The sequence below is a fragment of the Aliiruegeria lutimaris genome (assembly GCF_900099935.1).
Lineage (GTDB): Bacteria > Pseudomonadota > Alphaproteobacteria > Rhodobacterales > Rhodobacteraceae > Tropicimonas > Tropicimonas lutimaris.
Window position 1 is genome coordinate 1 of the sequence record NZ_FNEK01000062.1, and the last position, 24,499, is coordinate 24,499.

23 protein-coding genes and 1 tRNA gene are annotated in these 24,499 nt (G+C 61.1%); 10 read left to right on the forward strand and 14 right to left on the reverse strand.

Annotated elements, in window-relative coordinates; translation table 11 throughout:
* The coding region (locus tag BLR85_RS21215) for a transposase (RefSeq protein WP_170844679.1) at window positions 1-269 on the forward strand (269 nt) is incomplete at its 5' end.
* A 49-nt stretch (window positions 270-318) separates the two neighbouring features.
* Here the strand turns inward: BLR85_RS21215 and BLR85_RS21220 are convergent.
* From BLR85_RS21220 to BLR85_RS21230, 3 genes are all read right to left on the reverse strand, one after another.
* Window positions 319-1,047 (reverse strand): DUF1223 domain-containing protein, encoded by a 729-nt coding sequence (locus BLR85_RS21220; RefSeq protein ID WP_244520817.1) that lies wholly within the window; start codon window positions 1,045-1,047, stop codon window positions 319-321.
* Window positions 1,048-1,156: 109 nt separating this feature from the next.
* Window positions 1,157-1,609, reverse strand: coding sequence for a hypothetical protein (locus BLR85_RS21225; protein WP_093162036.1), 453 nt, complete (start codon window positions 1,607-1,609; stop codon window positions 1,157-1,159).
* Between the two features lie 215 nt (window positions 1,610-1,824).
* A complete protein-coding gene (locus BLR85_RS21230) occupies window positions 1,825-4,617 on the reverse strand; it encodes a bifunctional aconitate hydratase 2/2-methylisocitrate dehydratase (RefSeq protein WP_093162039.1) in 2,793 nt (930 codons plus the stop codon).
* A gap of 485 nt (window positions 4,618-5,102) precedes the next feature.
* Here BLR85_RS21230 and acnA point away from each other — a divergent pair, with 485 nt between their 5' ends.
* Window positions 5,103-7,796 carry an aconitate hydratase AcnA gene (gene acnA / locus BLR85_RS21235; protein ID WP_093162042.1) on the forward strand — a complete coding sequence of 898 codons (2,694 nt, stop codon included), beginning with the start codon at window positions 5,103-5,105 and terminating at the stop codon, window positions 7,794-7,796.
* Window positions 7,797-8,006: 210 nt separating this feature from the next.
* On the opposite strand, the gene BLR85_RS21240 is transcribed toward acnA, so the two are convergent.
* Window positions 8,007-8,261: a hypothetical protein gene (locus BLR85_RS21240; protein WP_093162046.1), complete on the reverse strand. Its 255-nt coding sequence runs from the start codon at window positions 8,259-8,261 to the stop codon at window positions 8,007-8,009.
* 177 nt (window positions 8,262-8,438) lie between these two features.
* Between BLR85_RS21240 and BLR85_RS21245 the strand changes: the two genes are divergently transcribed.
* A complete protein-coding gene (locus BLR85_RS21245) occupies window positions 8,439-8,999 on the forward strand; it encodes an NYN domain-containing protein (RefSeq protein ID WP_093162049.1) in 561 nt (186 codons plus the stop codon).
* Window positions 9,000-9,038: 39 nt separating this feature from the next.
* Here the strand turns inward: BLR85_RS21245 and BLR85_RS21250 are convergent, their stop codons facing one another.
* Window positions 9,039-9,512 carry a DUF2127 domain-containing protein gene (locus BLR85_RS21250; RefSeq protein WP_170844680.1) on the reverse strand — a complete coding sequence of 158 codons (474 nt, stop codon included), beginning with the start codon at window positions 9,510-9,512 and terminating at the stop codon, window positions 9,039-9,041.
* Between the two features lie 43 nt (window positions 9,513-9,555).
* The gene (locus tag BLR85_RS21255) at window positions 9,556-10,308 is read right to left on the reverse strand and encodes a cytochrome c biogenesis CcdA family protein (protein ID WP_093162054.1); all 753 of its coding nucleotides are present in this window, start codon (window positions 10,306-10,308) and stop codon (window positions 9,556-9,558) included.
* A 117-nt stretch (window positions 10,309-10,425) separates the two neighbouring features.
* Here BLR85_RS21255 and BLR85_RS21260 point away from each other — a divergent pair, with 117 nt between their 5' ends.
* The 4 genes from BLR85_RS21260 (at window position 10,426) to BLR85_RS21275 (ending at window position 14,589) form a co-directional block, all read left to right on the forward strand.
* On the forward strand, window positions 10,426-10,656 hold the full coding sequence (locus BLR85_RS21260) for a sulfurtransferase TusA family protein (RefSeq protein WP_093162116.1): 231 nt from the start codon (window positions 10,426-10,428) through the stop codon (window positions 10,654-10,656).
* Window positions 10,657-10,675: 19 nt separating this feature from the next.
* Window positions 10,676-11,518, forward strand: coding sequence for a fumarylacetoacetate hydrolase family protein (locus tag BLR85_RS21265; RefSeq protein WP_093162057.1), 843 nt, complete (start codon window positions 10,676-10,678; stop codon window positions 11,516-11,518).
* 78 nt (window positions 11,519-11,596) lie between these two features.
* Entirely contained in the window at window positions 11,597-12,769 is a 1,173-nt protein-coding gene (locus BLR85_RS21270) for a pyridoxal phosphate-dependent aminotransferase (protein ID WP_093162060.1), read from the forward strand.
* Window positions 12,770-13,047: 278 nt separating this feature from the next.
* Window positions 13,048-14,589 (forward strand): phospholipase D family protein, encoded by a 1,542-nt coding sequence (locus BLR85_RS21275; RefSeq protein WP_093162063.1) that lies wholly within the window; start codon window positions 13,048-13,050, stop codon window positions 14,587-14,589.
* A gap of 106 nt (window positions 14,590-14,695) precedes the next feature.
* Here the strand turns inward: BLR85_RS21275 and pssA are convergent, their stop codons facing one another.
* The 3 genes from pssA to BLR85_RS21290 all read right to left on the reverse strand — a co-directional run bounded on the left by pssA (window position 14,696) and on the right by BLR85_RS21290 (window position 17,676).
* On the reverse strand, window positions 14,696-15,445 hold the full coding sequence (gene pssA, locus BLR85_RS21280) for a CDP-diacylglycerol--serine O-phosphatidyltransferase (protein ID WP_093162066.1): 750 nt from the start codon (window positions 15,443-15,445) through the stop codon (window positions 14,696-14,698).
* A gap of 3 nt (window positions 15,446-15,448) precedes the next feature.
* A complete protein-coding gene (locus tag BLR85_RS21285; RefSeq protein ID WP_093162069.1) occupies window positions 15,449-16,141 on the reverse strand; it encodes a phosphatidylserine decarboxylase in 693 nt (230 codons plus the stop codon).
* Between the two features lie 212 nt (window positions 16,142-16,353).
* Window positions 16,354-17,676: an ATP-binding protein gene (locus BLR85_RS21290; protein ID WP_093162072.1), complete on the reverse strand. Its 1,323-nt coding sequence runs from the start codon at window positions 17,674-17,676 to the stop codon at window positions 16,354-16,356.
* A gap of 41 nt (window positions 17,677-17,717) precedes the next feature.
* On the opposite strand from BLR85_RS21290, the gene BLR85_RS21295 reads away from it, so the two are divergent.
* From BLR85_RS21295 to BLR85_RS21305, 3 genes are all read left to right on the forward strand, one after another.
* Entirely contained in the window at window positions 17,718-18,641 is a 924-nt protein-coding gene (locus BLR85_RS21295; RefSeq protein ID WP_093162075.1) for an MBL fold metallo-hydrolase, read from the forward strand.
* Between the two features lie 48 nt (window positions 18,642-18,689).
* Window positions 18,690-18,764, forward strand: a tRNA-Asn gene (locus tag BLR85_RS21300).
* Between the two features lie 287 nt (window positions 18,765-19,051).
* On the forward strand, window positions 19,052-19,369 hold the full coding sequence (locus BLR85_RS21305; RefSeq protein WP_093162078.1) for a hypothetical protein: 318 nt from the start codon (window positions 19,052-19,054) through the stop codon (window positions 19,367-19,369).
* 632 nt (window positions 19,370-20,001) lie between these two features.
* On the opposite strand, the gene BLR85_RS21310 is transcribed toward BLR85_RS21305, so the two are convergent.
* From BLR85_RS21310 to BLR85_RS21330, 5 genes are all read right to left on the reverse strand, one after another.
* The gene (locus BLR85_RS21310; protein WP_093162081.1) at window positions 20,002-20,181 is read right to left on the reverse strand and encodes a hypothetical protein; all 180 of its coding nucleotides are present in this window, start codon (window positions 20,179-20,181) and stop codon (window positions 20,002-20,004) included.
* A gap of 98 nt (window positions 20,182-20,279) precedes the next feature.
* Window positions 20,280-21,155 carry a DUF5655 domain-containing protein gene (locus BLR85_RS21315; RefSeq protein WP_093162084.1) on the reverse strand — a complete coding sequence of 292 codons (876 nt, stop codon included), beginning with the start codon at window positions 21,153-21,155 and terminating at the stop codon, window positions 20,280-20,282.
* Between the two features lie 156 nt (window positions 21,156-21,311).
* Complete coding sequence (locus tag BLR85_RS21320) at window positions 21,312-21,686, reverse strand: hypothetical protein (RefSeq protein WP_093162087.1); 375 nt, start codon at window positions 21,684-21,686, stop codon at window positions 21,312-21,314.
* A gap of 207 nt (window positions 21,687-21,893) precedes the next feature.
* Window positions 21,894-23,072 carry a phage portal protein gene (locus BLR85_RS21325; protein ID WP_093162090.1) on the reverse strand — a complete coding sequence of 393 codons (1,179 nt, stop codon included), beginning with the start codon at window positions 23,070-23,072 and terminating at the stop codon, window positions 21,894-21,896.
* 5 nt (window positions 23,073-23,077) lie between these two features.
* A complete protein-coding gene (locus tag BLR85_RS21330; protein ID WP_170844681.1) occupies window positions 23,078-24,319 on the reverse strand; it encodes a phage major capsid protein in 1,242 nt (413 codons plus the stop codon).
* Window positions 24,320-24,499: the final 180 nt, after the last annotated feature.

The following is a 24,499-nucleotide window of genomic DNA, read 5'->3' on the forward strand; positions in this document are numbered from 1 at the left end:
TGGTCATTCTGGACAACCTCGCTACACACAAGAGCGCCGCCGCGGCCAAGGCCATGCGAGACGCCGGATGCTGGTTCCTGTTCCTGCCGCCCTATAGCCCCGACCTCAACCCCATCGAAATGGCGTTCTCGAAGCTCAAGGCTCACCTCCGCAGGATCGGCGCTCGCACCTTCACCGAATTGTTCGGCGCCATCGCCCAGGTCTGCGATCTCTATTCTCCGCAAGAATGCTGGAGCTACTTCAAGGCTGCCGGATATGTCTCAGGTTAATGGCGGGGTGCTCTAACAACCGCGCCGCGCGCAAGCGACACCACACCGGTCAGGGAAGCCGCAACGCCCCGAGGATCGGGCCGTATCCCCGTTCCTGCACGATCACGGCCCCCTCTTCAGGGCCCGCGACCGGAAGTTCGAGCGCCAGGGGTTCATCGCCGGACCATTTGCCGAGCGTTTCCCAGTCGGTCACGATATTGGAATAGACAATCGTCTTGCCCGCATTCTCGCCCCGCTCGATCGCAACCTTGCTCTTGGGCAGGAAGCGCACGAGCTGCACCGCGTAATCCCCGCTTTCCGTCAGCGCCGGCGCTGAAAGGTGGACAATGTCGCCCCTCCGTTCCGCGCTGAGCTTGATCTCCGAAGCCCTTGGCATCAGTTCCATCACCGCCTCGGCCAGCTCCATGGGCTTGGCGCCAACGATATGGGTGACGCCGCCCACCACCATCTGCGGGGTGTAGATCGTGTGCGAGCCGACCACGCGGGCATAGGATTTCTGACGCTTGGTGTGCTCGGGGCGGGCAAAACTGTCGGCCCAGCCGATGTAATCCCAGTAATCCACATGCAGGGCCAGCGGCAGGATGTCGGAGCGCTCGGCCAGGTGCGCCAGAAGCGCATCGGCCGGAGGACAGGAGGAGCAGCCCTGCGAGGTGAACAATTCGACCACGACCGGGGAGGAGCCTGCATCGTTGGCCGCGGACTCGGCCCAACCCGAAACGGCTTGTGCCAGTAGCATGCCAGATGCAGCTATACCTGCCAGCAGATGGTTCGGTTTCATAGGGCGCCTCTCATCCGTCGTTGACGCCCTTAATAGCGCCCACGTCCTGCAACAGCCAATCAAGAACCCGTGGGATTTTGGTAACGATTGCTCACGGCTGACGCGACCGTCAGTCCGGGTTGGGGTGATAGATGCGCCGATACGGGTCCGGAACGCCGCCAACGCCGTACTTGTCGTTCCAGTCCTTGGGAATGCCGCCACTGGCGCGGGCATAGTTCTCGGGCGGAATGGCGGCCATCAGCGGCTGCATCAGCCTGCGGATCTCGGCCCGCCGGTTCACGCCCAGCTTGGCAAGCACCGCGTCGACCCATTCGGCCACGCGCGGCTCCTCAACGTCGAGGCAGACGGAAATCTCATGATTGGAGCGGTTGTCCAGCACCATCTGCAGCGCGACGTGCTCGGCCGGCGACATGGTGTGCAGCGCCGCAACCAGCCGCGGCGGCAGGCCGGCGGCGATATCGCCCAATGCATCGTAAAGACCGAGCATCCGGTCTATCTTCTGCTCGATCCGGTCCAACTGTTCCTTCAGCGAAACCTCTTCCGCCGCGTCGCGATCCGACATGTCTCCCTCCCGTTCGGTCCGGCGACTCACCCGCACGCCCTTGCGCGCCGGCACGCCGTGCCTGCCTGTCTTTTTGTGACAGAGCGTGCGGGGGCGCAATCCCCTGCCACGGCTCTGCGTGAATCGGTCCGCCCCGGCGCGTGTCCCTACGCCCAGAACAGAAGACGGCCGCCGGCGTCAAGCCGGCGGCCGCGAAACACGTCCTGTGGAGCCCGTCAGAAATGAACGGATCTCGACGTCGCCGGGACCGTCAGCGGCGGCGCGAACTTGGTGAGGTCGATACCTTCGACGGCGTGCTTGTACTCCTCCATGCTCGGCGTGCGACCGAGAATGGCGGAAAGGACGACGACCGGGGTCGAGGCGAGCAGCGATTCACCCTTCTTTTCAGCCGAGTCGGCCACGACGCGGCCCTGGAAGAGGCGGGTCGAGGTGGCCAGCACCGTGTCGCCCTTGGCGGCCTTCTCCTGGTTGCCCATGCAGAGGTTACAGCCCGGACGCTCAAGGTAGAGAATGTTCTCGTACTCCGTGCGTGCCTCTGTCTTGGGCATGAAATCGTCGAACTCGAAGCCCGAATATTTCTGCAGGATCTCCCAGTCGCCCTCTTCCTTCAGCTCGTCGATGATGTTGTAGGTCGGCGCGGCGACCACGAGCGGCGCCTTGAACTCGACCTTTCCGGTTTCCTTCTCCAGGTTCTTGAGCATCTGGGCGACGATCTTCATGTCGCCCTTGTGCACCATGCAGGAGCCGACGAAGCCCAGGTCCACCTTCTTCTCCGCCCCGTAAAAGGAAACCGGGCGGATGGTGTCGTGGGTGTAGCGCTTGGAGACATCGGCGTTGTTGACATCCGGGTCGGCGATCATCGGCTCGACGATCTGGTCCAGGTCGACCACGACTTCGGCAAAGTATTTCGCGTCTTCATCCGGGGTCAGCGCCGGCTTCACGCCGGAGCGGATCTCGGCGATGCGCGTATCTGCCTTGTCGATCAGGCCCTGGAGCATGCCCACTTCGTTGTCCATGCCCTTCTCGATCATGATGCCGATGCGATGCTTGGCCAGCTCCAGCGAGCCGATCAGCGTCTCGTCATTGGAGATACAGATCGAGGCCTTGGCTTTCATCTCCGCGGTCCAGTCGGTGAAGGTGAAGGCCTGGTCGGCCAGCAGCGTGCCGATATGCACTTCGATGACACGCCCCTGGAAGACGTTGTCGCCGCATTGCTTGAGCATCTGCTGCTGGGTGGCGTGCACCACGTCGCGGAAATCCATGTAGTCGGCCATCTTGCCCTTGAAGGTCACCTTCACGGATTCCGGGATCGGCATGGAGGCCTCGCCGGTTGCCAGCGCCAGCGCAACGGTGCCGGAGTCGGCACCGAAGGCCACGCCCTTGGACATGCGGGTGTGGCTGTCGCCGCCGATGATGATGTCCCAGTCGGACACGGTGATGTCGTTGAGCACCTTGTGGATCACGTCGGTCATCGCGTGATATTCGCCCTTCGGATCCCGGCCGGTGATCAGGCCGAAATCGCTCATGAACTTCATCAGGCGCGGCGTGTTGGCCTGCGCCTTCAGGTCCCAGACCGAGGCAGTGTGGCAGCCGGACTGGTAGGCACCGTCCACTTTCGGCGAAATAACCGTGGCGGCCATCGCTTCGAGCTCCTGGGACGTCATCAGGCCGGTCGTATCCTGCGAGCCGACGATATTCACCGTCACGCGGGCATCGGAGCCGGCATGCATGACCGTGCCGGCCGGAACACCCACGGCGTTACGGTTGAAGATCTTCTCCACCGCGGTCAGGCCCTGACCTTCCTTGGTCACGATCCTGGAGGGTGCGAAGACCGGGGTCGGCTCCACGCCAAGCGTTTCGGCGGCGAATGTCTGCAGCCTCTTGCCGAAGACGATGGCATAGGAGCCGCCGGCCTTCATGAATTCGAGCTTCTGGGGCGTGAAGGAGCCCGCCAGGTCAACCAGTTCCTCGGTGCCATCGGCGTTGTAGAGCTTTTTCTTCTTGGTGTTGATGGTCAGGACGGTGCCGGTCTCGACGGAGTATTTCTGCTCCAGGATCGGGTTTCCGGCATCATCAAGGACCGGCATGCCGTCCGCGTCCGTCTTCCGGACCCAGTTCTTCAGGTTGACCCCGATTCCGCCCGTAACGTCAACGGTCGTCAGAAAGATCGGCGAGATGCCGTTGGTTCCGGCGACGACCGGGGCGAAGTTCACGAACGGCACGTAGGGGCTGGCCTTTTTGCCGGTCCACAGCGCCACGTTGTTCACACCTGACATCCGCGAAGAGCCGACGCCCATGGTGCCTTTCTCGGCAATCAGCATCACGCGCTTATCGGGATGCTGGGCCTTCAGCGCTTCGATTTCCTGCTGCGCCGCCTCGGAGATCATGCATTTGCCATGCAGCTCACGGTCGGAGCGGGAGTGGGCCTGGTTGCCGGGCGAAAGCAGGTCGGTGGAAATGTCGCCTTCGGCGGCGATATAGGTGACGACCTTCACCTCTTCCTCGACATCGGGAAGCTTGGTGAAGAACTCGGCCTTGGCGTAGCTTTCCAGAATGCCCTGCGCGATCTTGTTGCCAGCCTTGTAGGCGGCTTCGAGACGGCCGGTATCCGCGTCATAGAGAAAGACCTGCGTCTTGAGCACCTCGGCGGCCTGCTCCGCGATGGCCACGTCCTCGCCCAGCGCCAGGTCGAGGAGAACCTCGACCGAGGGGCCGCCCTTCATGTGCGACAGCAGCTCGAAAGCGAATTCCGGGGTGATTTCCGCGACGACAGCCTCGCCGAGAATGATCTCCTTGAGGAATTTCGCCTTCACGCCCGCCGCGCTCGTGGTGCCCGGCAGGGTGTTGTAGATGAAATACTCCAGCGAGTCCGCGCGATGCGCGTTCCCGGTATACCTGATCTGCTCGATCAGCTCGCCAACCAGCGCGCCATCGTCAATCGGTTTGGGGTGCAGGCCCTGGGCCTTGCGGGTGCTGATTTCGTCCAGATATTCAGTGTACAAGCTCATGTCTTCTCTCGCCGCTGTGATGTCAGTTGTAGCTTGAACGCCGAATCTCAGAATCGTCTGGCGGGCCTGAACAAGCTTGCTGTATGCGATGGTATACTAAAGCGATCCGATCTTCAATATGATCGGCGCGACAGGTTGTCACAAACTTGTGGCGGCACCCGCTTCCCACGCCGGCATTGCATCTGAACATGCCCATACATCCAAACCCGTCGGTCGCAAAGCATGAAGGCACCGGGAGCCGCTCAAAACGCTCGTCGCCCCCCTTGAAAAGGCACGGCATGGCGCGCGCGGGGTCCGTCCGGGCAAACCGGTCAGCGGACCGCGCGCCAACATGCCCAACTGGGTCGGCGAAAAGCAAGCGACAGGCAAGCGTCGGGCACGGGATGGCTTGAAAGCGCCAGCACCGATATCCAGTTTTTGTTGAAGCCTGTCACTTGGAAATACGCGAGTACAACGAACCCTGGACCTGAAAGGGAGGCCAACACATGCCGATCAAAGTAGGCACTGATACCGCCAGGACCCGCAAGGATCTTGTCGTTGGCGGAAAAACCTATTCCTATTACTCCATTCCCGCCGCCGAGGCCGCCGGGCTTGGCGATTTCTCCAGGCTTCCCGCCGCGCTCAAGGTGGTGCTGGAGAACATGCTCCGCTTCGAGGACGGTGGCTTCACCGTCTCCGTCGATGACATCAAGGCCTTCGCCGAATGGGGCGCCAAGGGCGGCAAGAACCCGCGCGAGATCGCCTATCGCCCCGCCCGGGTTCTGATGCAGGATTTCACCGGCGTTCCCGCCGTCGTGGACCTCGCCGCCATGCGTGACGGCATCGAGGGATTGGGCGGCAATGCCCAGCAGATCAACCCGCTGAACCCGGTCGACCTCGTGATCGACCACTCCGTCATGATCGACGCCTTCGGCAACCCGCGCGCCTTCCAGATGAACGTGGACCGCGAATACGAGCGGAACATGGAGCGCTACACCTTCCTCAAGTGGGGCCAGAAGGCGTTCAACAATTTCCGCGTCGTGCCACCGGGGACCGGCATCTGCCACCAGGTGAACCTCGAATATCTTTCCCAGACTATCTGGTCCGACCTTGACCAGGACGGCAAGGAAGTCGCCTATCCCGACACGCTGGTGGGAACCGACAGCCACACCACCATGGTCAACGGTGCCGCCGTTCTCGGCTGGGGCGTGGGCGGCATCGAGGCCGAGGCCGCGATGCTCGGCCAGCCGATCTCCATGCTGATCCCCGAGGTCGTGGGCTTCAAGCTGACCGGCGAGATGATCGAGGGCACCACCGGCACCGATCTCGTGCTCAAGGTCGTCGAGATGCTGCGCGTCAAGGGCGTGGTCGGCAAGTTCGTGGAATTCTACGGGCCGGGGCTCGACAAGCTGCCGCTGGCCGACCGCGCCACCATCGCCAACATGGCCCCTGAATACGGCGCAACCTGCGGCTTCTTCCCGGTCGATGACGAGACGCTGCGCTACCTGCGCCAGACGGGACGCGACGAGGACCGCATCGCGCTGGTCGAAGCCTATGCGAAGGAGAACGGCTTCTGGCGCGGCGTCGATTACGCGCCCGTCTATACCGACACGCTGGAGCTCGACATGGGCAGCATCGTTCCGGCCATCTCCGGCCCGAAGCGCCCACAGGACTACCTGCCGTTGACCAACGCCAAGCAAGCCTTCGCCAGGGAAATGGCAGAAACCTTCAAGCGTCCGATGGGCAAGGACGTCGCCGTCGAGGGCGAGGAGTACACCATGTCCTCGGGCAAGGTCGTGATCGCCTCGATCACGTCGTGCACCAACACGTCGAACCCCTATGTGATGATTGGCGCCGGTCTGGTGGCCCGCAAGGCGCGTGCGCTCGGCCTGAACCGCAAGCCCTGGGTAAAAACCTCGTTGGCCCCCGGCTCGCAGGTCGTGACCGAGTATCTGGAGGCCGCCGGCCTGCAGGAGGATCTCGACGCGATCGGCTTCAACCTCGTCGGTTACGGCTGCACGACCTGTATCGGTAACTCGGGCCCGCTCCAGCCGGAGATCTCAAAAGCGATCAACGAGGGCGACCTCGTGGCCGCCGCGGTGCTCTCGGGCAACCGCAACTTCGAAGGCCGCATCAGCCCGGACGTGCGCGCCAATTACCTGGCCTCGCCGCCGCTGGTTGTCGCCTACGCGCTGGCCGGAGACATGAATATCGACCTGACCACCGAGCCGCTCGGCCAGGACAAGGACGGCAATGACGTGTTCCTCAAGGATATCTGGCCCTCCAATGCCGAGATCGCCGATCTGGTGCACAAGACCGTGACGCGCGAAGCCTTCCTCAGGAAATACGCGGATGTCTTCAAGGGCGACGAGAAGTGGCAGGCGGTTGAGACCACCGATGCCGAGACCTATGATTGGCCGACCCAGTCGACCTACATCCAGAACCCGCCCTATTTCCGGGGAATGGGCATGGAGACCAAGCCCATCGACAATATCGAAGGCGCCAAGGTTCTGGCCCTTCTGGGCGACATGATCACTACCGACCACATCTCGCCCGCAGGCTCCTTCAAGCAGGACACCCCGGCTGGCAGGTATCTAACCGAGCGCCAGGTCGCCCCGCGGGAGTTCAACTCATACGGCTCGCGTCGTGGCAACCACGAGATCATGATGCGCGGCACCTTTGCCAATATCCGCATCAGGAACGAGATGCTGGACGGGGTCGAAGGCGGCTACACCAAGGGCCCGGATGGCGAGGTGACGTCGATCTACGACGCCTCCATGGCCTACCAGGAAGCCGGCATCCCGCTGGTGATCTTCGGCGGCGAGCAATATGGCGCCGGTTCCTCCCGCGACTGGGCGGCCAAGGGCACCAACCTGCTGGGCGTCAAGGCCGTGATCGCCGAGAGCTTCGAACGGATCCACCGCTCCAACCTGGTCGGCATGGGCGTCATCCCGTTCGAGTTCACCGGCGGCGACACCCGCAAGTCGCTCGGCCTGACCGGCGACGAGACGGTGGCGATCGATGGTCTGGTGGGCGTGAAGCCGCTGCAGGAGGTTCCCGGCACGATAACGCGCGTAGGTGGCGAGACGGTAGAGATCACGCTGAAATGCCGGATCGATACCGCTGTCGAGATCGACTACATCGAGAATGGCGGTGTACTGCATTACGTGCTGCGCAACCTGGCCAGGTCTGCAGCCTGAGCCACCGGCCGGCCGCCAACTCATCAAACGACACCCCGACCGAATTCGGCCGGGGTGGTTCAGGCTTGGCCCAGCGACATCACGGGCCCGTTTCAATGCGGCAGGCCCCAGAGCATGTTGCTCGTTAAAGGGGCGCGGAACTAACGTTCCTACCCCCCGAAATCAACGGGCCAGAGGGTTTCAGGTAAACCCGGATGAACGCGACAGGCTCTAGATGTCGTTGCGCCCCCACTGGTTGCCGTCGCGATCCCAGCCGCCGATCACATGGCGAAACTGCCGGTTTCCGCTGCGGGCATTGTCATGGATATGTACACGGTCAATTGACCCCGACCGATACCGCCGTTCGATCGAATACGATCTCTGGCGGGTCTGCCCGGGCTCGATCCCGGCATTCGCGGCGCGGTCCGCCCTTGTCTCGAAGACACGTTCGTAATTGGTATTTCCGTCATATGGAGTATCAGACATGCGTTTCCTTTCCTCCCAATAAAGGTAGTCGTCCTGTCTTTGCGCCCTTTCAGCTTAGGAGCAGGTTATCGTTGCGTCAATTTTCAGATTGCGGGGGTCAACCGATCCCAGGGTGACATTCCGACAAACGCGAATACCCCCGATTGCACGCAGCACGCAAAGGGCTAAGGTACCGCCATGATCGTTCCCTTGGTGCTTTTCCTGATCGCTTTCGCGGCCGCAATTCTTTCTTTTCTACGTCCTGAACTCGGCGACCTGATCCTGGTTGCCGGACCTGCGGCGCTGGCAAGCCTCTACCTCTTGGTCCGGGTCATTCTGCGCCGGGGGCACCCGGCCAACGTGGTCGTTCTGGACGGTTCGAACGTCATGCATTGGAAGGATGGCGAGGCCCGCCTGGAAACGGTGCGGGAAGTGATCGAACGGCTGTCCGCGCTCGGTTTCACTCCCGGCGTCGTTTTTGACGCCAATGCGGGTTACAAGCTGGAAGGTCGATATAGTGGGGACAGGGCACTGGCACAGATGCTCTACCTGCATCGGAACAGGGTCATCGTGGTTGACAAGGGTGTCCCCGCCGACCCAGTCCTGCTCGACGCCGCCCGGAACCTCGGAGCGCGCGTGGTCAGCAATGACCGTTTCCGCGACTGGGTGGACGAGCACCCGGAACTGAAGCAGCCCGGTCACGTCATTCGGGGCGGCTACCGAGACGGAAAGCTCTGGCTCGACCTGGATGGCGCCTGAGGAGCTGGAACGGAGAAGCCAAGGCAAGCGTTCGGTGTTTCAGCCGGACATTTCCGCCCGGCGCTGTTTCCATTCGTGCCAGGCAAGGGCCAGCACAACCACGTCCACAATCGTGATCGCGACAAGAAACCATGTTGGGTGAAGCAACATCCGGTATCCTTGGTAGGCTATGAAACCGGCAAGGGCCACGATGAAGGTGGGGTAAGCCCAGGCACGCTCGGCGAGAACGGCGGCAACGAGCACAAGCTTGATCGCGCCGTGGCTCATCAGATACCAGGCCGCAAAGCTCTGCGCATCGACCCCGAACCCGACCGCCCAATGAAGAAGCGTATTGGCAACCATGTCGCCGGGATCTTCGAGCAGTTCGCCGGCAGTGAGGACCTGCACCATGCGAACGACGGTGTCGTGGGTCATGAAGGCAAGCGCCAACCCGCCGACAACCTCGATCAGGCTGTGGAGGAATTTGAGCAGGAGGCCCAGCCGAAAGGCATCACGCAGAAGGTCTTCTCGCATGGACATCTGCTCCCCGCGCCGTTCTTCCGCCCGATCACCGCGCCTAGCCAAGTTGCGCCAACGCCGGGAAGGTCTCCAGCAGCCAATAGGAGAACTGGCTGAAGCCGCCCGTCAGCATCAGCAAGCCGATGGTCCAGAGCAGCAGCCCCATGATGCGCTCAATCTGTGCCATGTGCCGCTTCATCCAGTTCATCAACCCTGTCAGGCTCGGGAAAAAGGCCGCCACCAACAGGAAGGGAATACCAAGCCCCGCCGCATAGACCGCGAGCAGCAGCGTTCCGCGCGTGATGCTGGCCTCGGAGGCCGCCAACGACAGGATCGCCCCGAGCTGCGGCCCGATGCAGGGCGTCCAGCCAAAGGCGAAGGCGAGGCCGAGAATATAGGCACCGAAGGCCGAGCCACCCCGGTCGCCCGCATCCAGGCGCGCCTCGCGCTCAAGGAAGGGAATGCGGAAGATGCCGAGAAAATGCAGCCCGAAAAACATCACCAGAAGGCCTGCCAGCGTGTTGAAAACCTGCTGATTCTGCAGGAAGAACGCGCCAAAGGCCGAGGCCGTGAAGCCCAGGAACAGGAACACCGTCGACAGCCCCATCACGAAGAACAGCGCCGTCAGGATCACCCGCCGCCGTCCCGTGCCGCCTTCGCTCATGTCGGACATGGAGATGCCGCCCATATAGGCCAGGTAAGGCGGCACGATCGGCAGCACGCAAGGGCTCAGAAACGAGATCAACCCCGCCACGAGGGCAATCGCCATGGCCGGCAAGAGCGCGGCGTCGATGATTTCAAATCCGAACATGTCCTCTCCTTTCCAAACGCTCTAGACGCTCGAGCGCAAAAGGTCACGGCCCCCGAGGTCACATTGGCGTGGATGTCCTGTAGACGCCACGCCGATCTGGCCCTAGACATTTTCCCCATGAAGGATCCGACCACGCTCGACGCCCGCGGCCTGCTCTGCCCCTTGCCGGTTCTGAAGGCCCGCAAGGCGCTCAAACCCTTGCCCGACGGTGCCGAGCTGCACGTTCTGGCCGACGATCCGGCCGCCGTGATCGACTTTCCGCATTTCTGCACCGAAGCCGGCCATGCGCTGCTGGAACAGTCCGAGCGCGCGGGCCACCTTGAATTCCGCATTCGCAAGGGCGGCTGACCGCCCAGGAGGAGAGACCATGAAATTCTGCCGCATCCGCACCGAGTCCGGCACCATCCCCGCCGCCATCGACGCCGAAGGCACGGCACGCAGCCTGGCCGGGGTAATCGACGACATCACCGCCGAGACCCTCGCCGAAGGGAAACTCGCGGAACTTGCCGCAACCGACCTCTCCACCCTGCCCGCCCTCGACGCGCCGGACTATGCGCCGATCGTCTCGGATATCCGTCGAATCTTCTGCATCGGGCTGAACTATTCCGACCATGCCGAAGAAGCGGGCATGGCGATCCCCGAGCAACCGATCCTGTTCATGAAGGTCTGCCCGGCCACCGGCGCAAATGACCCGGTGACTATCCCCAAGGGCTCCGAGAAATCGGATTGGGAGGTCGAACTTGGCGTCGTTATCGGCAAGAAGACGCAGCACGCGACCGTCGAGAACGCTCTGGATCACGTGGCCGGCTATTGCGTTGTCAACGACCTCTCCGAGCGCAGCTACCAGATCGAACGCGGCGGCCAGTGGGTGAAGGGCAAATCCTGCGACGGATTCGGCCCGGTCGGCCCCTGGCTCGTCACAGCCGACGAAGTCCCCGACCCGCAGGTGCTCGACATGTTCCTCGACGTGAATGGCGAACGGTGCCAGACCGGCAACACCGCCACCATGATCTTCGGCGTGGCCGAGATCATCAGCCACCTGAGCGAGTTCATTACCCTCATGCCGGGCGATATCATCTCCACCGGCACCCCCCCGGGCGTCGGCATGGGCATGAAGCCCCAGCGTTTCCTGCGCGCCGGCGACACGATGCGCCTCGGCATTGAAGGCCTCGGCGAACAGAACCAGAGCGTGAAAGCCTGGCAAGCCTGAGCGCATCCTCTTTCTACAAATATCCTCGCCGAAGGCAGGCCGCGCCAGCGGCCTCACCGGCAACAAGGACGAATAACAATGCAGACAATCGCGGGCTTCGACCGTATCGGCGAGGAAAATGCCTTCGCCGTCCTGGCGCGCGCCGGACAACTGGCCGCCGAAGGCAAGGACATCATCAATCTTGGCATCGGCCAGCCGGATTTCCCGACGCCGCCCAATATCGTCGAAGCTGCGATCAAGGCGCTCAAGGACGGCCAGCACGGCTACACCCCGGCCGTCGGCATCGCGCCGCTACGCGAAGCCGTCGCCGCCGATCTGCACTGGCGCTTCAACGCGGAAGTGAACCCCGACAACGTCATCGTCGTGCCGGGCGGCAAGGTCACCATGTTTGCCGCCATCCTGATGTTCGGCGAGCCGGGCGCGGATATCCTCTATCCCGACCCCGGCTTCCCGATCTATCGCTCAATGATCGAGTTTACCGGCGCCCGACCCATCCCGGTGCCCATCCGAGAGGAGAACGGCTTCGGCTTCTCGGCGGAGGAGACGCTCGCGCTGATCACGCCCGAGACCCGCCTGCTCATCCTCAACTCGCCTGCCAACCCCTGCGGCGGCGTCACGCCCAAGGCGGAGGTCGACAAGCTCGTCGCCGGCCTCGCCGCGCATCCGCAGGTCGCGATCCTGTCGGACGAGATCTACGACCAGATGCTCTATGACGGCGAGAAACACGTCACCCTGCTCGACTACCCCGAGATCCGCGACCGCCTGATCCTGCTCAATGGCTGGTCCAAGACCTATGCCATGACCGGCTGGCGGCTGGGCTACTCGGTCTGGCCGGACGGGCTCTATGACAAGGTGCGCAAGCTCGCGGTCAACGCCTGGTCCTGCGTCAACGCGCCGTCGCAATTCGCCGCCCTCGAAGCGCTGACCGGCCCGCAGGACGCGGTGGCCACGATGCTGGCGGAGTTCGACAAGCGCCGGAAGCTGGTGGTGGACGGCCTCAACGCCCTTCCGGGGGTCAGTTGTATCACCCCCAAGGGCGCCTTCTACGCCTTCCCGAATGTCAGCGAGACCGGGTGGAAGGCCAAACCGCTCGCCTCCGCCCTGCTGGAAGAGGCCGGCGTGGCCACCATTGGCGGGCCGGATTTCGGCGTACTGGGCGAAGGCTATATCCGGTTGAGCTATGCCAACTCGGCGGAAAACATCTCCCGCGCGCTGAACCGCATGGAAGATTTCCTCGGCCGCAGAGCCTAGAATCACCGGCGAGCTGTTTCGGGGATGGCCGACGGGAACCGGCACGTTTTCGTTGGCCTTGATGCGCCGTTTCGCTGACGGCGCACCGGCAACAGCGCGCCCCCGGTTCTGAACCCGGGATCGGATGAAAACGGCTCGAACGGACCGCCAGAAGTCCCGATCGGATGCTACACACGCCGATCGGGTTCGAGAATCACGCGATTATCTTGAAAACCAAGCTGGTCATGCGGCAAGGTTGGACGCGACGATAACCTGGCCCATCGAACTCGGAGCGCGGCATGCGACTGATCAAGGTATCTCTTTACGCAGTCGCGGTTATCGCGATCTGCGTGATTGGACTGAAACTGGCGTTTCCCCTGCCGAGCACCAATTTCTCCGAACCTGGCGAAAAGCAGCCTGCATCCTGGTCGGGACCGCTCGGCACAACGATCCAGCCCGCGCAGGCGCGCAATCCCGGACTGGATGGTGTGCGCCCCCTGGGAGATGGGCGCACGGCTTTTGCGGCGCGGGTAATCCTCGCGCGGCAGAGCACCTCTTCCATCGATGCACAATATTACATCTGGCAGCACGACGTTACCGGCCTGATGCTTCTGGACGAGCTTCGCTCCGCCGCGGAACGCGGTGTTCGGGTGCGCCTGCTGGTTGACGACAACGGAATTTCGGGCATGGACCCGTTGCTGGCAGAACTCGACGCCCTGCCTACGGCCAGCGTGCGCATTTTCAATCCGTTCACGCTCCGAAACCCAAAACTGATGTCCTACGCCTTCGATTTCACGCGCCTGAACCGGCGCATGCACAACAAGTCCATGACCTTCGACGGTGTCGCCACGATCATGGGCGGACGCAATATCGGCGACATCTATTTCAGCTACGGTCCGGGAACTCACTACCTGGATGTCGATGCCATCGCGATCGGCCCCATCGTCGACGAGGTTTCGGACTCCTTCGATGCCTACTGGAACAGTGCCTCCTCCTATGACGCGGCCTTGTTCCTGGAGCCTTCCGAGGAAATGCGCATTCAGGCACTGGCCGAAACCGCGCGCCAGTCGGCGGCCGGTGCGGGCTATCAGAAAGCCATTCTGGATAACGAACTCACCGACCGGATCGCCGACCGGGATCTCACCTTCGAATGGAGTGAAGTCACGCTCCTCGTCGATGACCCGGCCAAGGGGCTTGGACAGGTTGAGAGCGAGGAGTTGATGGTCGAGCGCCTGGTCGAATTCGCGAAAACCTCCAAGACCTCGCTCGATCTTGTCTCGGCCTATTTCATTCCCGGCAGCCGAGGGGCCGAAATCCTGCAAGGTCTTGCCCGATCCGGGGTAAAGGTCCGGGTTCTGACAAACTCGCTCGACGCGACCGATGTGATGCCCGTGCACGCCGCCTACATGCGGTATCGGGACGGCCTGCTGGAGAGCGGCGTGGAACTTCTGGAGCTTCGAGCCCTTCGCAAGGAGCATCGTGACCGCAGGTTACCCGAGATCCTTGCGGGTTCCGCCTCGGGTCTGCACGCGAAAATGTTCGGCTCCGACGGAGAACGTGCCTTCATCGGCTCCTACAATCTCGACCCGAGATCCGCGCGCCTGAACACGGAAATGGGCTTGCTGATCGAAAGCCCCACGATCGCCGCCACGCTCGCAGCGCAACTCGACAACACCGACTCCACGTATCGCGTCGAAAGGACGGATGACGGCGCGCTGATCTGGATCGAAGAGGGAGAAGACGGAACATCCACGACGCACACGGTGGAGCCGGAAACCAGCAGTTTCCAACGCGGTCTGACGGCCGTTGTCCGGTGGTTGCCGGTCGAGTGGATGCTTTGAAGGCTCGTCCTGCTCAGGCGTGATCTCAAGAGCGACCGGCTCTCAAGGGTGCAGCTGGAGCGATGCTGCCACGAGAACCTGTCATCCCTCGGCCAGTAGTGTTTCACTACTCGGCCCGACGTTTCCTGCGCTCGGATTTGAGCCCCCAGATGATGCAGCCGATGTAGAAGAACGTCAGAATGGCGAGGGTCGCCCAGAGATAAGTCAGCAAAGCGGAGGTCAGGAGCACCGTGCCCAGCAGGACGTATGTGGTTTTCCGGCGTTCAACGGCAACATTCTTGAAGGAATATGTCGGTATGCGACTGATCATCAACAGTCCGACAAGACCAACGTAAACGGCGATGATTGCGGGCGAGATCAAGGGAAGATCGGAGATGGCAAAGGAGAGAACCATTGGCAGCAACACGAGCAAGGCACCCGCTGGCGCGGGAACACCGACAAAGAAGTCGCCAGCGCCTCCTTCTGCATCCAACCGGCTGCTGACATTGAACCGGGCCAGTCGCAAAACGCAGCATATGCTGTAGCTCAAAACCGCCAACCAACCGGCGCCACGAAAATCGTGGAGTGTCCAGCTGTGCAGGATAAGGACCGGTGCCACGCCGAAATTCAGAAAATCGGCGAGCGAATCGAGCTCTGCGCCGATCGGCGTTTCCGCTCTCATCAAGCGCGCCAACCGACCATCCAACCCGTCCAGCACGCAGGCTGCCAGGATGAGACGGACAGCCATCTCATAGTTCCCCTCATACCCGAACCGGATCGCCGTCAGGCCCGCGCAAATGGCTATGATGGTCAGCAGGTTTGGCAACAACTGCAGGACGGGAACGTCCTTTTTCTTGTCTGTCGATCGCTCGGGCATCGGTCAGTCTGCCCGAGCCGACCGAGCGGGCTCTGCTGAAGTCAGATCGGCAAGAACCGTCTCGCCCGCGACCATGGTTTGCCCGAGGCTGACCATCGGATGCACGCCTTCCGGCAAATAGACATCCAGGCGCGATCCGAAGCGTATCAGCCCAAATCGTTCACCGGTCTGGAGTTCGTCCCCCTCGGAGGAAAAACAGACAATCCGCCGCGCAACCAGCCCCGCGATTTGCACAACGGCAACCTGCCGCCCATCCGCCATTTCAATGCAAAGGCTATTGCGTTCATTGTCGGCACTCGCCTTGTCCAGGGAGGCATTGAAGAACTTGCCGGGTCGATAGGCGATCGCGGCAATCCTGCCGGCGATCGGGGCCCGGTTCACATGGCAATTGAAGACACTCATGAAGACGCTCACGCGGGTCAGTGCCTCGTCGGACATACCCAGCTCTGCCGGCGGCACGGCCTTCTCGATAAGCGAAACGACGCCGTCGGCCGGACTGACGATCAGGCCGTCGCGGGATGGTGTCGCGCGCACCGGATCCCGAAAGAAGTAATAGCACCATACGGTCAGCCCTGCCCCGACCCACCCCAGGAACGTGGAGATCAGGAACAGAATTACAGTTATAGCCATGAAAATGGCGACAAACTTCCGCCCTTCCGGATGCATCGGTTTCAGGAATGTGTCGCGCATTTTCATCGTGGTGCCACCAGTTGAGGAATTATCGTCGCGTCCTATCCCAATCGCGGGAAGAATCAAAACACATCACAGATGAAAGTCAGGGAAAACAGGCAATCGAACGACAAAGATCAAAAGAACGGTGATGACAGTTCGGCACAAGAACCAGGTTTGGACGAGTCCCGGGCAAACGGCGGCAAGGTCGCCAAGGAGTTTCTCCCTATAGCTGCCCCCTACCGCGCCAACACCAGCTCCGCTTTCAGCCCACCCATCTCTTCGCTCACTCCCAGCCGCAAGGTCCCGCCGTGGCGTCGCGCAATGTCTTGCGCAATCGCGAGCCCCAGCCCGACGCCGGAGCCGCGGTTCTGGTTGCGGGCGGCATCCAGCCGGGAGAAGGGTTTCAGCGCCTCCTCGCACAGTTCCTCCGGAATGCCCGGCCCGTCATCCTCGACGCTGAAGATCACCCGTCGCTCCGTCAGCTCCACCGAAACCCGCGCCGTCCCCGCATAGCGGATGGCATTGCCGATCAGGTTGCTGAGGGCCCGCTCCACCGCCGCGCGGCGCAGGATGAGGGTCGGCCGCTCCTCGGCCAGGTGCCAGAGCGTGACAGACCCGTCCAGCCTTTGCGCCTTGTCCACGACCTGCCGGGCGAGTTCCTGCGGCACCACGGGCTCCGGATCGCCGAGCTGGTCGGAGCGGGCAAAATCGAGAAAGGCATCGATCAGCATCTCCATCTCGTCCACATCCTGCTTCAGATCCGCGGTCTCCTCGTCTTCGGGCATCATCGACAGGGTGAGCTTCATCCGCGTCAGGGGGGTCCGCAGGTCATGGCTCACCCCAGAGAGCATCAGCGTGCGCTGCTCGATCTGCCGCAGTATCCGGCCGCGCATATCGAGGAACGCACGCCCCGCCGCCCGCACTTCCAGCGCGCCCGAGGTTTTGTAATGCACCACCTGCCCCTTGCCGAAAGCCTCGGCGGCATCCGCGAGCCGCGTGATCGGCCGCAGCTGGTTGCGCAGGTAGAGAAAGGCGATGGATGCCATCAGCACCCCGATCGTCGCCATCAGAACCAGGAACTGGTGCGGGTTGGAGGCCGAGGCGCGTTGCCGGCGGAACCGTATATCGACCGGGCCTTTCGTTGTCCCGATCTGCACCTGCACCCACCGGCTCGAACTGCTGAGATCCACCGCGCGTACATCGTCGAACCCGTCCCGCAAGGTCTTTATCACCTCCAGTCCGGAGACATCGTAGAACACCCGCTGAACGCCATGGCGCTCTTCCGGCGCAGGAAAGATTTCCATGTTGAGCGTGTCCACAAGCGAGGCGATGTCCGCCATCCCGGCCTCCATGTCCGGCGCCTCGTCTATCAACTCGATGATCTCGCGCAGTTCCAGCACCACGCCATTTGTCAGCTGCCGCGTTACATCCTCGAAATGCCGCTGGATGAAAACGGCCGAGACCACCAAGATCAGCACCGCAATGGGCACGATCAGTATGAGCGCCGCACGTCCGTAGAGGCCGCGCGGCATGGAACGTTTTAGCCAGCCGAATTTCATGCCACAACGCTAACGTCAGGGCCGCTTGAGAGGAACGGGAAATGTCACGAGACACGCGTTTTACGCAGCTGGAACCCGGGCTGCGCCGGGTGCTGGCGCCCAACCCCTCGCCCATGACGTTCCGGGGCACAAACAGCTATATCGTCGGCACGGGCGACGTGGCCGTAATCGACCCCGGCCCCGCGATGCCGGCCCATCTGGACGCGCTGCTCGCGGCGTTGGAGCCGGGCGAGCGCATCAGCCACATCTTCATCACCCATTCCCATCTCGACCATTCCCCCCTCGCCCGCCCGCTTGCCGAACGAACCGGGGCACCCGTCCTGGCCTTCGGCACGCATGAGGAAGGCCGCTCCCCGATCATGGCAGCGCTTGCAGCGGACGGCATGCTGGGCGGTGGAGAGGGCATCGACACGGAATTCGCGCCAGATATCCGCCTGGCCGATGGCGACACGGTCGAGGCGGGCGACTGGAGCCTGCAGGCGCTCTGGACGCCGGGCCATATCGCCAACCACCTGAGTTTCGCGTGGAACGGCGCCGTTTTCACGGGCGACCACGTGATGGGGTGGGCCTCCTCTCTGATCTCGCCCCCCGACGGCGACCTGACCGCCTTCATGGCGTCCTGTGAAAAACTCAAGACGCGACAGGACCGTCGGTACTATCCAGGTCACGGCGACGCGGTGGAGAATCCGCAGGAGCGGCTTGCTTGGCTGATCCACCACAGACGCGAACGCGAGAGGCAAATACTGGAGCTTCTGTCACGCGCGCCCCGCACGGTGGAAACGCTTGTGCGTGGCATCTATACCGATACGCCCGAGGCGCTCTTCCCCGCAGCAGCGCGGAACGTTCTCGCTCACATCATTGATTTAAGTACTAAAAAAATGATATTTGCGACATCCCTGCCGGACGGGATGATTTCGCTCCGGCATCCGGAAACCGGCGACCAAAACTTTGAGACAAATTCGTAAAATCCCTCTGGACGCCCTCACCCCCTGTTGCTATATCGCCCCCCGTGTTCCGGCGTAGCTCAGCGGTAGAGCAGTTGACTGTTAATCAATTGGTCGTAGGTTCGATCCCTACCGCCGGAGCCAAAAATCTCTCAGAATACAGAGGTTTATTGGCAAGCCCCCTCGGGGGCTTTTCTCGTTTGTTTGCCTTGTCACCGAATTTGTCACCAGATTCGCCACTACCTCGGCCACCCAAAGAAAACACGCCTCTTCGACGTACGAAGCCTGTCCCGCGCCACTGTGACCAGTTTCGAGGCTGAGAAGTGGGTGCCAATCTCGAACAACATCTCCGCAGTGCAGGCCGCCCTAGAAACCGCCGGGGTGGGGTTCATTGTGGAGGATAGCAGAAGCGCCGGGGTGAGGTTAGGAAAATGAAAAAACTTTTGTTGAGCATATTGGTACTCGCTGCCAATGGTTGCGCTGAGCACGATTTAGGTGCGCTTTCGACTTATACGCCTCTGCCTGAACCGAACATGTTCCAGTGGCGTACCATCGCGGACACGGTCTACCCAGTAAACTCTGAGAGAGCCGAGCAACAACGGTTAGAGCAGTTGGATAAAATTGCGAGGATGAACCCGCCTTGCGACCAAGGCTATCGTATAACTAACCGCGCCGCGACGAAGAAGGTCGATAGTCTATTGGGAAAGGGAATTTACGACGTTTTCTACACAATTGATTGCAACGGATAACACGGCTTCAGCGGCGCGCTTGCCCAACTCGAAACCGAGGAATATGAAACCCAGACCCGAAGACTCTCGTTATGAATGAGGGAGCCTCGGGGGGCAGGTCATCCGAAGTACAGGGAACTTTGCCGATATTACAAGATCGTACTGAATTCGCTTGTCGAAAGTGGAGATCTAGAAAGTAATAAGGAGGACGCACTCCTTCGCTTCAAAGGCCAGGGATTGCACACTCTCGCTGAATCTGAAGAAGACAACCGCCGCCACAATGACTCTCTGAGAACCAACAAGCAAATTGCCTTTTTAACTGCCGCTCTCGTTTTTGTGGGAATTAGGCAAGTTTACGCCACTTTGGCTGGAAGCCAAATTTTTTCATCTAAAGCAATCGAGGGCACCTAGTGGTCGCTCCCGTTCGCTGGTCCCTACCCTAACCTTCCTTGCATTAAACCATCCGAAAAGTTTCGGGAGCATTTTGGGCTAAAGGAAAGGGTAGGTAATCTCGATAGCCGTTGGGGCGAAGACCCGGAACGCCCTCTGTGAGTGAATTATTGCCTCGGAAAAGAGGGTTCCCTCGCGTGCCGCGCGGCATTGCATGGTATGTGAGCCAGGGCGATTTAAAGCCGGAAGGCAAGGCCTTCTGGCTACTCATTGTCACGTTTCTGCGTCGGAATCCCCAACACGATTAGCATCTCCCAAAGGTAAGGTGTGATGAATTCCTTGTCGTCTCCCTTGTATTCGGCAAGAAGCTCTTCGGCCAAGGCAAACCGTTCCTCGGCGGTTTCCGGCACTTGGACAGCGGCGAAGAGTTCATCGGCAGTCATTTCTTTAACTTCGCTCCTACCTGCCCCGTTTTATTCAACAAACTCAACGCCAGATTCATATTCTTCCGGATGTAGTTCGCTCGAAATGGAAATTAAGCTTACCCCGCACGTCGCTCATATGCTGCCATTATCAATTCCCTCAAAACATCAGGCTTACTTTCAATATCTGATTTGGTCAAACGAAATCGATATTGCCCCCAGCGTTTATTATATTCCAGAGTTTCTATGCCAGAATTTTCTATCATAGTGTCCATCTCCTCCGTTTCCGGAATCTTCACCTCTAGGTTTATTTGATTTTTTTTGGGTCGAAACGACACGAAATTAAAGGGCTGTCCGTCCTTCGATAGGCCAAAGTAGAATTTATTAAATTTCAATTCCAATGTTGGGTCGAACTCTTGCGCGATGCCAAGAAGCCGATCTGCCAATTTCACAGTCTCTTTTGTGGCTTTGGTTTCCCAAAACGCTCGGTCAGTTGGGGCAGCTTCGGCGTCCTCATCCTCATCCACGACGCCTCGGGTCAATTCATCCATCACAATAGAGAAAATAAGCGTTATGCTGTCGCCGACCTGTACAGCATGCATTTGCACCGCAATCAATGGAATCGTACCATTGAATAACGAGATGACATTTAGGAACCTGCTGGTTATATCTTCAGCCACAAGGATTGCACAATGGTCATATTGTGGGTACCTTTTTCGCTCGATATCCCAGTATTCAATCGTCCTTATAATATGCGCTTCGTCCGTGGCCCCGAGTTGCAACTCGACTTCATAACGACGCTTGCTTTCAGGGTCTTGAAGAAGCAAGTCAAGCCTTCCGGCGCGGGGCTGAATGCGCTCCTGATCACGCAAAATAAGATCGCCGAGGCCAAGAATCGACGGATCGTCAGCTATGAGCGCTTGGACCCATTTCTCAGAATAATCCGGATGGGATTTCAACCAAAGCCTTTTAGGCTTGACATACGCTTGGACCAAAATCGCCTCCAGTTTGCTTCAACGGAAGCGAAACAATCAGTGGTATTCTTGTCAAGAGTAGAGACGGCGACCTCTTTAGTTTAGTTGAACGCGGACCCAATCTAGGTCATCCGTATTTCGGCCCAGTGCAGGAAGCGGGCGCGCCCCACGACATGCTCACGATCCGAATTGCGCGAACGGATCGTCTTCCGGTTCTTCCGGCGTTTGGACACCTTGCCGGCTCGTCGGTGTCATGCCCATCGCCGTCAAGTGCATCCGAAGCTCACGGATGATAGACGCGTTGCAATCACCGGCCTGAACCTGCGCCCGCAGCGCACAGGCACTCGACACAAGCGCGCGGTCGCTTTCCGCGAGCCAAGGTGCCTCGGCGACGAATGCTTCCCAGGCGGCGCTCTGCGGGCCTGTCAGGCATGAGGGCGGTTCTCCCAAGGGTATGACCTTTGGCTCGCTGCGGTCGCGGTAGCGTTGCGGGTCCTTGGCCGCGCTGCCGTCGATCCGGGCAAGGCTGAGGGGTTTCTTTCGGGCTGGCATGAGGAACCTCGAATATCTGAAGTGCGGACGTGTGAAGGAAGGGGGGCGGACGGTTTCCGGTTTGAAGGGGGAGAGATTTGACCCACCCCCCTTTGCATTGATGTGCAGCCATGCCGGATTGAACCGCTCTGCGAGTTGCGAGGGCCGGCATCCGGCTTCCCGTTGTCGGGCGGGCTGCGTCGCCCTCAATCAAGTGCCCTCTCGCATTCATTCGGCGTCACCGACGGTCGCAATCGGCACGGTGGCGCCCTGTATCATCAGCCTGTCGCCTTCTGCGTGGTATGGCGCATTCTCCAGCTTGGCGGCGTATGCAGGGCTATAGACGCCGTTCTGGATGGCGTGGGCGTGCGCCTCCATCCTGGTCTTCACGTCGCCACGCAGGAGGCCGTCCATGCTGAACTCGGCGAACTGTCGACCGCCAGGGCGGAACAGCTTGAGGTTAAGCTGTTGCTCGAACTGTTCGACCCATCGCTTGAGAGTGTGCTTGGCGAAATGCAGGTCCTGCTGCTCGGTGTTCGAGAATGTCCCATGCGTAAGGTCTTGCAGGAAGGTCGGAGGCAAGGAGTAGATGCGGGCAACCTGCTCAACCTGGAAGCGCTGAACCTCGACCAGCTGCGCCTTCTCCATGTCCGTGCCAACCGAACTGATTTCCAGCCCATTCGGCAGAGTGAGAGCAGGCCGACCTTCTCGGGCCGCCTTGTGAACGGCATTGGTCAGATCATCCGCTGCACGTCCCAACGCGGCACCGGATTGAAAGTTTCCGGTGACGATGAAGGGGGGCACGCCGCCGCCCTGAAAGAAGCGCCCGACATATTGCTCGGAGGCAATGGCAAGGCCGATGGCGTTGCGGTTGGCAGAGACAGGTCCCCAGTGCCCGATCCCGTCAGGTTTCAGCATGAACGGAATGTCGAGGATTTCCGCCGCCTGGTATGTGACCTTCACGCCGTTCTGCCAATGGCGGTAGTACACGCGCCCGCGCTCCCGCACGACTTCCACCATATCCGGGTCCAGCGGATACAGGCCCGACACGCGCCCCGCTGCGTTGCGGTCGATGAGGGTGAAGGCCCGCCCGCTCGTAAGCACGCGCTCGAAGCTGTATTTCCGCCAATCGAACGATGTGGCGCCGGGATTTGCGCGCTCGTTGAGCATGGTTGCCAACGGCGAATCCACGCGCTTCCGGCCCTCGCCAGTGCGTTCGTAGATGTGCAGCGGCAAACCGGCAATCGTGCCAGCAATGAAGTTGACCGCCGCCCATACCGCAGGCAGGCCGATGGCCTTCTCGACCGTCACACCGTCCCCGATGCTCGCGGTTGCCCAGGAACTGTCATCACGCAGGAAGACTTTCCCGTCCCCCTGCGTGATTGCCCGTTTGGAAAACGGCCACATCAGGCTTACCCCTGCACAGCGGTGGTCGTGTGGAACGCCGCAGGCTGCGCCAGCGCCACGTCGCCACGGAAATGCGCGATGAACGCATATTGGTGGTTGGCCGCGTAGGCTTCGCGGATAACCTCGACCTGGATCTGCGCCCGCATCCCGAGAATGAGGTGGCGGAAGTCACCGCAGAAGATGGTCGATTCATCCGTTCCGGTGCCGCCATTGGTCGGGATGGCCGTGGTCGTCAGCATCGGGATCTGTTCAACCGCCTTCGGCGCCATGAGCGGTTGGCTGTCGCTCGCCGTAAGTCCCGCCAGCGTACCCTCGTCGCGCGGGTGCAGGATGTAGGCGGTCGGGTTGGCGTTTGCGGTCTTGATGGCGGTGCGAGCCGTGATGAACGGCGCGTATGACGTCAGGGCACCCGACAGGGCCGCAGTGCCGATGCCGGTTGCATTTGCCACGCCTTCGGGTTCCGGTGCCGTACCGCTGCCCAGCAGGGCCACACGGTCCCATTCCTTTGCCATCGCCACCGCCATGATGCGCGGCAATTCGCGCTCAAGGTTCAGCGAGTCGGCCAGAAGTTCGCGGGATACCTTGATCATGACCGCCAGCGAGCGCGGCGTCAGGGTCACGCTCGAAAAGGTCGGGTCGCTCTCGGCAATGGCCGCATTCTCGCTGCGCCATGCCGGAACCGGATCGGTGGCCAGCTTGGCGATGACGTTCTGGTCGCTGGTCAAGGGAACCGTGACCGCACCGGCGCGGTTGACAACCGATTCAGAACGCAGGAGGTCGATAAGGCGGGCCGAGAGGTTCGCCGGAACAGTATAGCCACCTGCGCTGTCGGTGCCTTCGGTGAGGGCACGCTTCTCAAGGTCGGTGTGGGCACCATTGACCATCGAGCGGAAGTAGGCGCCGAGTTCAAGGTCGGCATATTCCGAGCGAGGCTGTTCGCGATTGATCCAATCGGCCATACGCTGCTCGGGCTTGAGGCCGACCGTTCGAACCTCGGGAACGTCGGTGACACCGCCGTCCGACCCGCGCGCAGTGACGTCAACGCCGATTGCTGGCGCAGCCGGGGCCGCGTCCCGCTGCTCTTCCAGTTGTGCGTCGATCTCGTCAACTTCGGTCATGACGATATCGAATTCCTGCTCGATCTGCCGTGCCTCCATCTCCGGGGTGCCCGCTGTCATCTTCCGAGAAAGGGCGCGAGCCTCGCGCAGCTTGGCGCGCCGTTCGGTTTGAAGTTGCTGGATGTTCACCTTGTGTTCCTTCGCTGTCGAGGCGCGTTTCAGAGAAAGCCGCCCCGGTTGATTGGGGTTGTGCTTTCTCCGTCGCCTCTGGCGAAGGGTGGCCATCCGTTTTTGCGGAGGCGTGCTCCGATCCATGATCGGGCAAATCACACTGACTGAACGATACGTTATAACGTAGCATTGCGTCAA

What these genes read in the sequence shown, in the direction of transcription:
- BLR85_RS21295 (WP_093162075.1), top strand. Translation starts at nt 17,718, where the DNA reads ATGTCACGAGACACGCGTTTTACGCAGCTGGAACCCGGGCTGCGCCGG.
- BLR85_RS21275 (WP_093162063.1), top strand. Translation starts at nt 13,048, where the DNA reads ATGCGACTGATCAAGGTATCTCTTTACGCAGTCGCGGTTATCGCGATC.
- BLR85_RS21325 (WP_093162090.1), bottom strand. Translation starts at nt 23,072, where the DNA reads ATGTGGCCGTTTTCCAAACGGGCAATCACGCAGGGGGACGGGAAAGTC.
- BLR85_RS21260 (WP_093162116.1), top strand. Translation starts at nt 10,426, where the DNA reads ATGAAGGATCCGACCACGCTCGACGCCCGCGGCCTGCTCTGCCCCTTG.
- BLR85_RS21270 (WP_093162060.1), top strand. Translation starts at nt 11,597, where the DNA reads ATGCAGACAATCGCGGGCTTCGACCGTATCGGCGAGGAAAATGCCTTC.
- BLR85_RS21310 (WP_093162081.1), bottom strand. Translation starts at nt 20,181, where the DNA reads ATGACTGCCGATGAACTCTTCGCCGCTGTCCAAGTGCCGGAAACCGCC.
- BLR85_RS21250 (WP_170844680.1), bottom strand. Translation starts at nt 9,512, where the DNA reads ATGCGAGAAGACCTTCTGCGTGATGCCTTTCGGCTGGGCCTCCTGCTC.
- BLR85_RS21285 (WP_093162069.1), bottom strand. Translation starts at nt 16,141, where the DNA reads ATGAAAATGCGCGACACATTCCTGAAACCGATGCATCCGGAAGGGCGG.
- pssA (WP_093162066.1), bottom strand. Translation starts at nt 15,445, where the DNA reads ATGCCCGAGCGATCGACAGACAAGAAAAAGGACGTTCCCGTCCTGCAG.
- BLR85_RS21305 (WP_093162078.1), top strand. Translation starts at nt 19,052, where the DNA reads ATGAAAAAACTTTTGTTGAGCATATTGGTACTCGCTGCCAATGGTTGC.
- BLR85_RS21240 (WP_093162046.1), bottom strand. Translation starts at nt 8,261, where the DNA reads ATGTCTGATACTCCATATGACGGAAATACCAATTACGAACGTGTCTTC.
- BLR85_RS21265 (WP_093162057.1), top strand. Translation starts at nt 10,676, where the DNA reads ATGAAATTCTGCCGCATCCGCACCGAGTCCGGCACCATCCCCGCCGCC.
- BLR85_RS21320 (WP_093162087.1), bottom strand. Translation starts at nt 21,686, where the DNA reads ATGCCAGCCCGAAAGAAACCCCTCAGCCTTGCCCGGATCGACGGCAGC.
- acnA (WP_093162042.1), top strand. Translation starts at nt 5,103, where the DNA reads ATGCCGATCAAAGTAGGCACTGATACCGCCAGGACCCGCAAGGATCTT.
- BLR85_RS21220 (WP_244520817.1), bottom strand. Translation starts at nt 1,047, where the DNA reads ATGAAACCGAACCATCTGCTGGCAGGTATAGCTGCATCTGGCATGCTA.
- BLR85_RS21225 (WP_093162036.1), bottom strand. Translation starts at nt 1,609, where the DNA reads ATGTCGGATCGCGACGCGGCGGAAGAGGTTTCGCTGAAGGAACAGTTG.
- BLR85_RS21230 (WP_093162039.1), bottom strand. Translation starts at nt 4,617, where the DNA reads ATGAGCTTGTACACTGAATATCTGGACGAAATCAGCACCCGCAAGGCC.
- BLR85_RS21255 (WP_093162054.1), bottom strand. Translation starts at nt 10,308, where the DNA reads ATGTTCGGATTTGAAATCATCGACGCCGCGCTCTTGCCGGCCATGGCG.
- BLR85_RS21245 (WP_093162049.1), top strand. Translation starts at nt 8,439, where the DNA reads ATGATCGTTCCCTTGGTGCTTTTCCTGATCGCTTTCGCGGCCGCAATT.
- BLR85_RS21290 (WP_093162072.1), bottom strand. Translation starts at nt 17,676, where the DNA reads ATGAAATTCGGCTGGCTAAAACGTTCCATGCCGCGCGGCCTCTACGGA.